At 57.9% G+C, this 13163-nt stretch carries 7 protein-coding genes; all 7 read right to left on the bottom strand.

Annotated elements, in window-relative coordinates:
• Positions 1-2: 2 nt before the first annotated feature.
• The gene (locus tag AFK24_RS09975) at positions 3-650 is read right to left on the bottom strand and encodes a DUF3540 domain-containing protein (protein ID WP_065833078.1); all 648 of its coding nucleotides are present in this window, start codon (positions 648-650) and stop codon (positions 3-5) included.
• An 11-nt stretch (positions 651-661) separates the two neighbouring features.
• Positions 662-1612, bottom strand: a complete 951-nt coding sequence (locus tag AFK24_RS09970) for a pentapeptide repeat-containing protein (RefSeq protein ID WP_065833077.1) — start codon at positions 1610-1612, stop codon at positions 662-664.
• A gap of 48 nt (positions 1613-1660) precedes the next feature.
• Positions 1661-5059 carry a type VI secretion system Vgr family protein gene (locus AFK24_RS09965; RefSeq protein ID WP_065833076.1) on the bottom strand — a complete coding sequence of 1133 codons (3399 nt, stop codon included), beginning with the start codon at positions 5057-5059 and terminating at the stop codon, positions 1661-1663.
• A 62-nt stretch (positions 5060-5121) separates the two neighbouring features.
• Positions 5122-7785: a DUF2169 family type VI secretion system accessory protein gene (locus AFK24_RS09960; RefSeq protein ID WP_065833075.1), complete on the bottom strand. Its 2664-nt coding sequence runs from the start codon at positions 7783-7785 to the stop codon at positions 5122-5124.
• Positions 7775-10477: a type VI secretion system ATPase TssH gene (gene tssH, locus AFK24_RS09955; protein ID WP_065833074.1), complete on the bottom strand. Its 2703-nt coding sequence runs from the start codon at positions 10475-10477 to the stop codon at positions 7775-7777. Before tssH ends, AFK24_RS09960 begins: the two co-directional genes overlap by 11 nt.
• The gene (tssG, locus tag AFK24_RS09950) at positions 10474-11484 is read right to left on the bottom strand and encodes a type VI secretion system baseplate subunit TssG (RefSeq protein WP_065833073.1); all 1011 of its coding nucleotides are present in this window, start codon (positions 11482-11484) and stop codon (positions 10474-10476) included. Before tssG ends, tssH begins: the two co-directional genes overlap by 4 nt.
• Positions 11448-13163 carry a type VI secretion system baseplate subunit TssF gene (tssF, locus tag AFK24_RS09945; protein WP_065833072.1) on the bottom strand — a complete coding sequence of 572 codons (1716 nt, stop codon included), beginning with the start codon at positions 13161-13163 and terminating at the stop codon, positions 11448-11450. The genes tssG and tssF overlap by 37 nt, the downstream gene beginning before the upstream one ends.

The following is a 13163-nucleotide window of genomic DNA, read 5'->3' as shown; positions in this document are numbered from 1 at the left end:
CCTTAACCCAGCTTGATGCGTTTGGCATCAATGGCAACTGCCACTTCAGCGAACAGGTCCAGCGTTTCGCCCCGTACACTCCAGTCGCCATCGACACGCTGACGCAACGAACCTGCATGGGCGTCTTCATGGCCTTGCACCCGGCGGCGGCTGTCGCCGTATTGCGCGTCGTGCCGGGTGGCCTGCTGGCAATGGCGCTCGGCGTGCTCATTGCGTTCCTGCCAATGGCTATCGGCGCGGCCGCCATTGCTTGCGAGCAAGCGGATATCCAGCTCAACGTTGCGGCCCGTGAAAGTGGTGTTTTCGGCATCGACCATCAGCCCGCTACCGGCGTCGAGCACGACACCATCGCGCGCCTTGATGCTCAGCGAGCCAGCACCCACGTTCAGCTGCAAATCACCGGGCACACGAAGTTCAGTGGCCAGTGCCTGACTTCTTTCGAGCACCATGAGGATGTAGCCCTGATCACCCGACAGGGAAATCAATACGCAGTCCCCTACTGCCGGTTGCAAGAGGCAGCCCAACGCAGGTTTCAGCCAATAACGATGGCCCTCGGCGCTGACCACGCCAAAGCGTTCACCGTCGACGGCGTTGATGCGCGCATGGCGCACAGTGGCGGGTTGATCGAGAAACTGCAGAGCTTCATGCATAAAGGGAGCGCCTATAAAGTAGGTTGCCAGCGTTGTGCCGCGAGGCGCTCGCTGTCTTCGGGACGAATGGATTCGCGATTGGCTTCGCGCCAGTCACAGCCTTCAAGCTGCGCCCCATCGAAATTCGCGTTTGTAAGGTCGGCGGCAACGAAAGAAGCCTTGGCAGCCTGCAAGGCACGGCATTGGGCGTAACGCAGCGAAGCTCCGGTAAACACGCTGCGGGTGACATCCGCATCATTGAAATTGGCTTTTTCAAGACACGCGCCACCGAAGTCGGCGTTTGGCAGGGCTGCCTGACTGAAAATGGCTTTACGCAGGCTTGCGCCAGCAAACGTGATGCGGTCGGCCCTGCATTGATAAAAGGAGGTTGAGTCCGCCACGCACCGGCTAAAGTCAGCCGCCGCAAACGTCGACTGATCGAAGGCGCACTGCTCGAGAATGGCCGCGGAAAAAACTGCCGACTCAAAATGGCATTGGGTCAACCGGACCTGCTTCCAGGTAACCGCATGCGCATCGAGCTGTAGAAAAGTCGAAGTGTCCCACTGGCAGCGCTCGACCGCTGCGCCTGTCAGCGTCAGTGCGTCGAAAGTCGACTCCACAAAAGACACGCCAATCAGCCGTGCCTGGCTCAAGGTCAGCCCTGCTGCACCCGTGCGTAACCAACGCCCCCCGCTGATTTGCGCGCCGGCAAGGTTCGCCCGGTCAAGCGTGCAGTCGGTCAGCGTGACGCCATCAATCACGCAGTGAGTGAAATCAGCGTCGCTCAACTGACAATTGCGCCAATGACTGTTGGTCAGAGTGGCGCCAGCGAACTGCGCGCCACAGGCATCCACGTCCTCAAAACGAGCCTGGCTCAGGTCAAGGCCCCGGTAATCGCCGCCGGCCAACCGCACATTTCGAACAGGCTGCGACTCGCTCAGGCACAGGCGTAGCGCATCTGCACTCAACGAACTACCGACCATTGAAAAGCCCCCCACTTAACACTAAAACGTGCCGATTGACTGTACGCATCAGTCCATCCACTTAATGGTGTCGACTGCAATTTTCTTCTGAGGATTAGACGTATTTGAGAATAGTTTTTTGCCCGCAGCATAAGCTTTTCGCGCTGACTCTACTTTGTGACTTAAGCCTTTGATCGCCGACTGAGACTTGTAAAGATTTGTCGCCGCTACGCTCGGCATCTTGATCGTGGAACCCAACTGCCCTGTGGTGTTCTGCAATAACCCATGCTGAGTCTTTAATGAATATTCCATGGCTAAAGCACCATAACCCAAGAGCCGGTCGAGACTGAGAACACCCAACCCGAAGGGGCTGCCATATTTTAAGTTAAAGGTATCCACGGTCTTTTCCATGAGCGCGTCAGGGTCAAGTGTCAGCACGGCTTTGCCGTCAGTTGAGGTCAAAGACTCCAATACATTTATTGAAGCGTTCGTGGCGTACAACGAGGCAACAACAATGTCAGCCTTGACACCTGCATCACCTTCAACCAGCAAATCATCCTTGACCAGCAAACTACCGCCAATAACCACATCACCGTTGAGCAGAATAGGCGCCCCGATGGCTTCGATAACAATGCCTTTTTCAGTCATGGTGATTTTGTGCTTATTGCCAGAAATACTGGCTTTTACAATTCCAGCCACACTGTAGAATTCGCTCGTCACGTCGACCACTGTGGCATCCATTGCACTGATAATGGTGTCTACGGAGTGGCTGGTCGTATTGATTTGTATAGCGGTTGCATCTTCTTTTCGATACGTATCGTAAATGTAGGTACCTTTACCAATATTGACATTGGCTTTTTCACCACTGTAGCTGTAATAGATCGCAGACTGAAAATCGTCAAGCACTTCCTTGCGTGTACCAAAATTGGCACTGGTTTGGGTGGCAGCTGTATTCAGCTCGACCAAATATGGTGCCTTGCCCGACACTTTGGTATCGGCGTGCCCAAAGTGCGACGCCCCTACAAATGGAGTAAAGCCAGTAACGGCATTGGCGATCCCCCAACCGACACTGCTCCAGAGGTCCACCAGACTAAGACTCTTGCCAAGCCGGGTGGAAATATCAGGCCGGTTCGAGTCTGACGCTGTGGTGCTGGAGTTCCAGTCGGTAGTCGGTATCGTCCAAGGGGTGCCGCCCCACTTGGTGGTCAGCGCTATTTCGTCAGCAATCGTTGCGACCGGGGGTATGGGGCGTTTACCAATGCCTGTCGGCGAGCTGGCATCGACCAGCCCTTTGAAATCGTCGGGTGATTTTGCATAGAACGCGGTAGCGCTCGAGCCTGTTACCTCATCGGCGCCAATGCTCAAACTGTATATATCAGGTACCTGTTGTTTTAATGAACTTGAAGACAACTGCAAGTGATCCGCGGTGCGCAAGTTCACACCATTGACCTCACCCTGGCCGAACGTGAGCGATGATTGCCCCGCCGGTGAGCCCATTTTCATCAGCGGACCGGTCGGTACATCGTCCATGGCCAGGAAATGACCCAACGGGCTGGACAGCCCGCTCTGGGTTTTGTTGGTCTCGTTGACTTTATTTTTATTAACCGCATTCGGCACGCTGCCAATAATAATAGGCCGATCAGGATCGCCACCCAAAAACGACACCAACACTTCTGTGCCCGGTAATAGCGGCAGGTTCATACCGTGTTCAACACCGCTGGACATGGACGCCATGCGCACAAACGCAGAACATAACGTTCCACTTTTACTTGCACGAACAAACGGAAACCTGACTTTGTAGCAACCCTCACTGTTCAAATAAGGCGTATTGGCTGACTTCCAGTCGGCGAGCATAGTCTGCGAGCTCAACGTTTCTTTTGCCTGCGCGTTTGTCTGAGTGTCACCCGCCTTCGTGTAAACGCTTTTGGCTGTATCGGCGGCAGTCTTGAGTGTTGCTTCAGCCACTGCGGCTTGCGCCGCCACGCGTTTATATTCGGCAAGGTGGCTGGCATGGAGTTGAGGCGTTACACCGGGTTCATAACGCAGCTCATAGGTTGTTGCTTCGTCACGCTTACGCTTCGTGGTGGCACTTGCGACGGCAAGCTCGGCATCGGCCTTCTCAGAAGCCGCTTTAGCAATGCTCAATTCAGGTATCGAGGTGTTAAGGGTCTTCGCGGCCTGAGTCAGATCATCAACATCACCCGCAAGCCGTGATTCAGCGGTCAGGACTGCATCTTCTGCATCAATAAATGCACTGATAGGCGCACCAATGTAAGGCTTTGCCGTTTTACAGCTGTCCCGGTACTGAACATCACTGGGCAGGGCTATAAAGTGCGTTTCACTGTCGCCGTTACCTGCCTGGTAAGTATCGCCGGTGGGCAGCGGCTGGCTGCCACGGTGTTTGACTTCGATAATGAAATAAGTACCGGCGAGACCGGCCACCGCATCGACGCGCTCGCTAGTGAGATTATCTGCACCGGCAAACAAGGCGGTGGAAAACATCATCGTTGCGCCGACCCTCAACTCCGTGGCCCGGCCGCGCCCATGAAACTCGCTTTCCCGGCAACTCAGGGCTTGTGCGCGCAGGCCGGCCAACAGGTCGCCCGTTGCCACATCGGCAAAGTGTTCACCATACGCAATGTAGGTACTGTCAGGCGACGCGCCTCTTCTGGAGTCGCCCTGTACCATGACCATGCCAGTGACGATATTAGGATTGAAATCCTGTAAAACAACACGCTTGACCGGATGAGTCACACGCCTTTTGAAAGAGCGCAGTACTGCCTGAGTGACCGCCGTGGTGGTCGCATTCATGGGGAAGTAAGTGAGTGCGATGGGGCTTGATGGCCCCTGCCTGGCGATGTCGTTGCATAGCACCAACAACTCGCGATCTTTGCCCTGTTCGAAATAATAATAAACGCCGGCCTGCTCAAGGCGGCGGGAAAGAAAAGCAAAACTGCTTTCTTCAAACTGGCAGATAAACTCGGCTTCACCGACTGCTGCATTTTGGGTAAATGCCACGGTGTAATCGTAGTCGATACCAACCGTGTCCTGGGCGGGCTTGGCATGCAAGCCGACGTTACTCATGATGTCGGCGATCAACGCGGTCAATGAGGTTTTCAGCCACACATCCGAAAAGTGACACTGGCGCAGCAGCGCCATTTTTGGCTCGAGCACCACCCGGTAATACTGATAGGTTTCGTCACTTTCCAGCTGTTCTACTTCAGTCACGACGCCATGGTATTTGCTCTCGGCAGCCTGCGCGTCGTCACGCAAAATCAGCGTTGCCCTTTCACCCAGCATGCACTCGTAGAGCACTTGCTGTTCACAGGCCAAGCGGACTTCAAAACGATACGGTCGCGAAATGCCTTCCTCACCGTGCCAGTCGAGTACGACAAACGTGGGGTCGCCGCTGGCCACTGGCAATGCAGTAGAGGTGAAACTGCACAGGGACGAATCATTAGCGGGCATATTGAAATCCTTGCTCGTCGTCACAACGGACAACACTGACAAAAAGAAGAGAACCGGCGGGCTCAAGCATTTGCCAAGTCCTCGGTTAATCGGCAACGTGTCATCAACGCGCCCTCAAGGCGCGCGCCAAGCCCTCGCGCTCCTTCGCTGTTTACGCCGTGCAAGTTGCTGCCGCTCAAGTCGGCACCCTCGAGCCTGACCTTGCGCAAGCGGGCTTCGAACAGATTGGCACCGACCCATTGCGCCCGGCTCAGGTCACTGGAGCTGAGGTCCGCGCCACGAGCATCGACCCGGTAGGCATCGCTGTCGCTCAGGTTGCAACGCATCACCAGCGCCCTGGCCAGGCACGCATTACGCAGGCTGGCGCGACTGAGATTCGCGGCCTGCAAGCTGGCCTGCGTCAGATCGGCACCGTCCAGCCGTATTCCGGGAAGCTGGCAACCCGGCTCCACGCGCCAGTTCTGCAAATGGGCGTTGCTCAAATCGATGTCACTGCCGATAACATCCGACCAGTCGGCCTGATGCAGGTCGGCAGCGCGCAGGCTGACTGCATCCAGCTGGCAAGCGCGCATCTGGGTTTTGCCCAGTTGGCTATCAGCCAGCCCGGCACCGCTTAAATCGCAATCGCTCCAGCGCGCCCCGCTCCAATCAACGGCTTGCATCAGCGCCTTGTTGAAGCGGCACTGGGTAAAACTTCCGCGCATTGCTTTGCTCGCGCTTAAATCGGCTTGCGTGAAATCGCAGTCGGCGACGTAGGCATCCGCCAGGTTGAGCTGGGCGGCCTTGATACGTTGGAACACACAACGCTCCAGCATCGTGTTGGCAAAATCTGCCATGGCCAGATCGGCGTCGCTGAGGTCGCAGTCAGTCAGTTGGGCGCCGTTGAAATTGCTGCCGCCGAGGGCCGCGCCGTTGAGCTTGCAACCCTGCAACACGCAGTTGCCCAGGTTGACTGCAATGAGATTCATCCCGGACAGATCCAGTGCCACCAGCCGTACACCGTCCAGGGCCTGGCGGGCATCGCAGGCGGCTTGCAACAACTCCCGCGTCCAGGCAGGCTTTACCTCAGGAGGGACCGGCGCAAAAACAGCCGGATCGAGTGCCGCGGTGTCTTTCTGCAATTGGGCGAGTTCTGCTTCCAGCAGCGCCGTATGTTTCGCAAGATCAGCATTCGAGGCCTCCATCGAGGCTTGCAGGGCCGCCAATTCGGCACCGCTCATTGACTGATTGAGACTCAAAGAACCCGCAAGCTGCTGCGCGTGCAATTGCGCCAACACATCAGGCGGCATGCCCTCCAGCAGACGGTTCAACTCGGCCATCTGTTGTTCAAGACCTGCCTGCCACTGCGCCGTAGCGGCCTCAAGCGCTTCAATTCCTGTCTGATCGGCTAGCGGCGCGGCGGCGGGCGGAACGTGCTTCCCGGCCAACGGGTTAAGCTCAGTAGCAAGGCTTGCATGAGCACAATCCGTCCTTTGCTTCAGGGGTTCCACCAAGGTGACGAAATTAAGCTGGCCCGTGTCCATGTCCACAGCAGGCGTGGAGGCAGCCTGTGCTCCTAGCTTTTCCAGCTCCACGCCATAACTGGCATGCTGTTTACTGACTTCAGCCATCAACGCCGGCAGTTGCGCGCTTAAGGCTTGCGATGCGGCATGCGGGCCCGGCTCGAACGGCTCCGGGGTTGGCGATGCGCTCGATGCCTTGGCAGGTCGTTGCCGCCACAACTCAGCCTTCCAGTGCTCAGCTGTTCTGGCCTCTTCACCGAGGCGTTCGCACACAGCTGCCAATCCCGCCAGATCGTCGCCGTCGATATCCACAACATCGACCTCAACCCGATACAGCAGTAACAGGCGCTCTTCATCCGGAAACAGCCAGACCGTATCCAGATCAAGCGCCGTCTCTTCAATGACACCCGCATCGGTTGGGCCAAGTGCGTGCCGCTGGACAAACAAGCGCAACCGCAAGCCGGGCAGGCGCCCCGCTACCTGCGCTTGAGTCGGGTGCATGCCCTGCGCCAACCAGTTTTCATGGCCCGACCAATAGCCCTGCTGACATTGGTCCTGTGCCACTTCGTCGAACCAGCGTGGGTCGGTGTCCATCGGTACAAAGGGCGCCCGCAGCTTTTTCCATGCCTCGTCGCAAGTCCCTAAAAAGGCGCGGCGCTCACTTGATTGCGGCGCAAGTGGTAGAAAACTCGCCACCGGTGCACGCTCCCCTGGGGCACGCAATGGCGTCGCCGGACTCTCGATCTGCGGCAAAGCCAACCCGTCAGCCTGACCTGCGTCGAGTACATAGCCGATCCCATCTGGGTTGTCTTGGCTGCCCGCCCCGCCGTATGCCAGGCCTAACTCAAGCGGCAGAACAGTCAGCACACCGCTCGGTAGCGGACTCCAACCGAGCAAGCCCTTGTGCCACTGACGGGGCGGATGGACGTGCAGGATTTTATCCAGCTCACCCATCCGCACCCGAACTGCCATACCGTCTTGCTGTGTGACGTTCGCGGCGTAAGCACTTCCCTGAACGGCAAAGGTGCCCCGGCTTTTTTTCATGCCTCGGTCAAAGGGCTGTTTACCAAAGCGTTTGTTCAGCCAGGCTTGCGTTTCATTTGCGGGCACGATGTTTTGATCGGCACCGTAAAGCACCCCGACAGTAACGACCATGCAGGGACCGCGGTGCCCGCGATAACGGGAAACCGACAATGAGCTGACATGTTCATCGTTAAGATGCATCGCTGCGCTCGTCCAGTGCGACGCTGCTGATCACCCACTCGCCGCAGGTGTCCACGCCAACGTGCAGTTCGGCCAGTGGGCGCTGATCGGCAATCGCCCCTAGCAGTACATCCGACAGACGCGGCGTCAGGCTCTTGCGCAGGATGAAATCGATATTGCGCGCTCCGCTTTCCACTTCCGTGCAGCGAGCGGCAATGGCATCGGCGACTTCGTCAGCGAAAGTCAGACGCACTTTCGATGCGGCCAACAGGCGTTCGCTGAGTCGACCCAGTTTCAGCCGTACGATGCCAGCCAGTTGCTCGCCACCCAATGTGAAGAACGGCACGATCGTCATACGCGCCAACAGTGCTGGCTTGAAATGACGGGACAAGGTCGGCCGGATTTTTTCCGCCAGTGTGTCGGGGTCGGGACGCCCGTTGACGCACAGGTTCTGGATTTCTTCGGTAGCCAGGTTGCTGGTCAGCAGAACCACCGTGTTGGAGAAATCAATCTGCCGCCCTTCCCCGTCAGACAAACTGCCTTTGTCGAAGACCTGGTAGAAAATGTTCACCACATCCAGGTGCGCCTTTTCCACTTCATCAAGCAGCACCACTGAATACGGACGTTTGCGCACCGCCTCCGTCAGCATGCCGCCCTCGCCAAATCCAACGTAACCAGCAGGCGAACCCACCAGGCGGCTGACGGTGTGCTTTTCCTGATATTCGCTCATGTTGACTGAAATCATTGCTTGCTCACCGCCGAACAAGTGTTCGGCCACCGCCAACGCAGTTTCGGTCTTGCCAACGCCCGACGGGCCTACCAGCAAGAACACCCCCAATGGCTGTTGTGGATCGCGCAGCCCCGACTGTGCGGCCTTGAGGATTTCCGCAATCTGCTCGACCGCAGTGTCTTGCCCGCGAATGCGCGTCTTGATGTTGGCTGCCAGAGCCAGCACGCCACCTGCCGCATCACGCAAGACTTTGCCCAGCGGCACGCCGGTCCAGTCGGACACGACCTTGGCGATGGCGTCCGGATTGACCTCAGTGAACAGCAGTGGCTCGTCACCTTGCAGCGCGGCAAGCGACTGGCGAGCCTGCTCCAGCTCGGCCTGACGCTCTTCCAGCGAGGCCAGTGCGTGAGCCGTTTCGCCTTCGGCGGGCACGGGCATATCTTCTTCTTTCAGCGCCAGCTGTTTGCGGGCATCGAGCACACGCAACGCCGCTTGGCGCTCGGCGAGCCAACGGGTTTCCAGCGTTATACGACGGTCTTCAATCCCGGCTTTTTCATCGGCGATGTCAGCCAGGCGCTGCTCTTCCACCGGAAAGCCGTTGGCCTGGTCGCGCTCAAGTGCGGTCAGCTCCCGCCCCAACCCGGACAATTGACGCTCCATGCGCTCCAGATCAGCGGGCTTGATACCCAGCCCGATACGCACCCGGGCGCTGGCAGTGTCGAGCAGGTCCACGGCCTTGTCGGGCAGCAGGCGGCCAGTGATGTAACGATCCGACAACTCGGCCGCAGCCACGATTGCGTCGTCGCGTACACTCACGCCGTGGACTTTTTCGTAATGGCCCTTAAGGCCGCGCAGGATCAGCACAGCAGTCTTGACGCTCGGCTCATCCAGCTTGACCAGTTGGAAGCGACGCGCCAGGGCCGGGTCTTTTTCGAAGTACTTTTTGTACTCAGACCAGGTAGTGGCTGCGATGGTGCGCAGCTCGCCCCGGGCCAGGGCAGGCTTGAGCAGGTTAGCCGCATCGGACCCACCAGCGGCACCGCCAGCGCCGATCAGCATGTGCGCTTCATCGATAAACAGGATGACAGGGGTGGTAGACGCCTTAATCTCTTCAATGACCCCACGAAGGCGGTTTTCAAACTCGCCCTTGACGCTGGCACCCGCCTCCAGTGCACCAAGATCCAGGCTGAGCAGGCGGGTGTTCTTGAGGAAGTCGGGCACTTCGTTCTGGCTGATCAGCAACGCCAGCCCCTCCACCACTGCGGACTTGCCGACACCCGGCTCACCCACGGCTATCGGGTTGTTTTTACGACGACGAGCAAGGATGTCGATCATCTGACGAATTTCATCGTCGCGACCGAAAATCGGGTCAATGCGCCCCGCTGCAGCCTTGGCGGTGAGGTCCTCGCAAAACCGGGCGATGTTATCTTCAGCAGCCGGTGCAACACCGCCAGCGCTGGCAACAGTCGAGGACGCCGAGCCGATTTGCAGGCTGTCCAGCGGCCCCTCGCTGGAACCGGCCAGCAACTGAGCAAATTCGGCAGTCAAGGCATCAGTAGAAATCGGCTTGAGCATTTCGCCATAACGCGTACCGGCGGTGTAATAACCCAAACGGGAAACCAACGCCAACAGCAACGACCCACCACGAATACGACCGGTGCCAACCACCAGCGAGGCAATCAGCCAGGCATCCTGAATCCACTCGGTGAGCAGGCTGGCGAACACCGGTCGCCCTGGATTACCGTTCTTGAGTTGCGTCAGGCCATCATCGAGCAAGGCTCGCAAGCGCAACGGGTCGATTTCGAAACGAGTCAGAATACGTGTGGTGTCAGCATTAGGATCTTCCAGCAACTGACGCAGCATGTGCTCTACCGAAATCTCGTAATGGGTGCGCGCCAGGGTCAGGCCCGCCGCGTTCTCCAGGGCTTTGGTGCCATACACATTGAGCCGTGCGAACAGCGGTTTGAGTTCTACCTGAATCATTGCAGCGTCCTCGTTTCGGGTATCGAGCTGTTGCCAGCGGTTAACATGAATACAACGTCATCTTTTACGGTACGGTCGCCAAGCCAAGTGTCCAGCCCCAGACTTTGCCAGCCGTTACCCAACGTGGCGCAGTGCTGCTCTTGCGGGTCCAGACTCACGACCAACCGCAGGCGCAAAGGCGTCTGCATATAGAGGTGGGCCAATTTTTCGAGGCGGTTGTAAAGGGGCTGCCCCGGCAACAACAGGTTGAAGCGGGCCGCACTAATAGGCCCGACACGAATGTCCAGGGTGCCGCTGCGGTCCAGTATTTCCCGACCGAGCAGACTGTTTTCGCCCAGCACACCGCATTGCATTCCCAGGTAAGTGCGTGCTGGGCGATCAATGCGCAAACGCATCTCTACGCAGGGCACCACCTCGACAGGGTCGCCGCCGAGTGCCGCCCGAACCAGCTGTTGCAAACCCAGAGCAGAACGCGGGTACTGGTTGAACAAGCCGGCAAACCGGAGCAGTTCAAGGCTGTCGTCGCGGTGCGAAGGCCCAGCATCAGCAACCCCTATGAGCGCTTGTAAATGACGCAGGCTATTGAGCTCGCTGCGTTCGTTGATGCTGATCCAGACCCGATGCTTCTCCCATGCCCGAAACAGCAGCGGGTAAAGTGATGCGTGCAAGATGTCGATAAAGTCACGGCCGGCGGAATGCCCCTGCTGCTGCTCGTCTATCAGGTCTTCGGTGTAGAAAGTCGGAAGCGGTGAAGTCACCCCATACAAGCCAAAAAAATTCGCCTCTATGCGGTAGTGGCCCTGCTCGTCGAGTTCAATGCTTTCGAGATCGCGCTGCGGAAAACCCAGGCCCAGACGCGGCCGCACACGCACGCTGTCGGCAAACGCCTTTTCGTCAGTGAAGCGCATCCGTAACAGACGCAGTGCCTGAAAAAATGCGTAGTCACGCGTTTGGCTGAGCAGAGGGTCTGCTACAGCAGGCGCTGGTGCCCGATCTTCGCTGGCCATTTCAAGGTCTCGTGGTTAGCGCTGTCGTGCAGCGTAAAGGCGGTAAAGCTGTTGGCAGCCGCACAGCCAGCAAAAAACTCGTCGAGCACGCAGCCGAACATGTAGACATTGCCGGGGCTCAGGAAGTGATCGCCGCGGCAGTCCACCTGGATGACGCTGCCTTCAATGGGTAACCCGCGAATAAAACGACGTTCCTGAATGACCGTGACACGCTCAATGGATTCGATACGCTGGCGATTGGCGTTTTGAGCGGCGTCCGAGTCACCGGGCAGATACAGCGAAAGCAACCCGCACAAGTAATCGCGATCGGCCAGGCGAAAGTGGTTGGCATTGAGCTGGGAAAGCACTCGCCACAACAGCGTGTCGTCGAACTTTGGCGATTGCGCGCGCGTGACGCTGCGAATATTGGTGAACGTGGCTCGCGGCGGCGAACTGTCCGTGGGGTGGCTCAGATCGCCGAGGCGCAAGCTTTCTGGAAGTTGGCCATTGGTGCACAACAACCCGATAGAGAGCGTCATCTCTTCCTGCGCCTTGCCATTGTTGTAAGGCAGGCTCAGAAAATGCTCGTAGCCCTGAGCGTCAATATTTGAAGCACGAATGCGCAGCGTGAATGTTTCGCTTTGTGAGAATGAATTGAACGGCTGCAGCCTGCGCTCGCCCCCTGCGGCGGTGTAGCTGACCACTTTGAGCACCGAATGAATGCTCATGCTGCCTCGCTGGCTATGATCGACGGGCTGGACTCTGTAGTCCGGCTGCTTGTGATCGATGCGTAGCGGGTGAGCATCTTGTTGGAACAGATTGATGGCGGGGGTCACGCCGAGCATGAAACTGCTACCCGTCAGATCGGGAGTCCAGTCCGGCAAGTCATCAAACATCAGACGCACACTGAAGCGCCCCTGATTGCCACGATTGCGCCATTGTCTGAAGCCAGACAGTTCGACAAACAGAAACTTCTCTGGCAACGCAAAGTATTCCTGCACGCAGCGATAAGCTGGGTGAGCGTTTTCCGGGTACGGCAACAACGAGTTATGGGTGTCGAACCCCAGGCCGCGCAAGTGCCGGGATGGCAATACGGTAAGCGGCAGGCCCGGCGCGCTGATGCGAATTTCACGCAAATTGAGCTGCAACAATCTGAGCAACTTTCCGGCATCCGCAAGACCGTCACCCAGGTAAAAGCACAGACTGTCCGCTTCCCAGGCGTCTGGCCTGGCACAGGTAAAAGCAAACTCCAGCAGTATGCTGCGCTCTTTGCCGCTGCCCCCTTCCCATTGGGCAGACGTCAGCTGCAAAGGCTCCAGAGCCACCGGATAGGCACTGCGAAAAACCACGCGTTGACCATCAATCGGCACTGAAGCGACCTCACTGCCCGCCGGCACGTCCATGACTTCCTGCAAGGCAACGCCGGGTTTGTATTGGAGCAAGGTCATGCAAGGCAATGGTTGCAGGAAATGCGGATACAGCAACTGCGCCAATTCCTGAATGAACTCAGGAAACTCATCGTCGAGCCGTTGACGAACCATGCCGGTAAGAAACGCGACACCCTCGAGCAGGCGCTCGACGTCGGGATCACTGGCCGAGTCCACTCCGAGCAGAGGGGCCAGCGCCGGGTTCTTGCGGGCAAACTCGTCCGCCAGCCGCCGCAGGTTGTTTAGCTCACTTTGGTAATGGCTGTTGAGCAT

Origin of the sequence: Pseudomonas syringae (assembly GCF_001698815.1) — a bacterium.
GTDB lineage: Bacteria > Pseudomonadota > Gammaproteobacteria > Pseudomonadales > Pseudomonadaceae > Aquipseudomonas > Aquipseudomonas syringae_A.
Note: the sequence above shows the minus strand (reverse complement) of the source record. Positions and strands in the feature narration are given on the sequence as shown.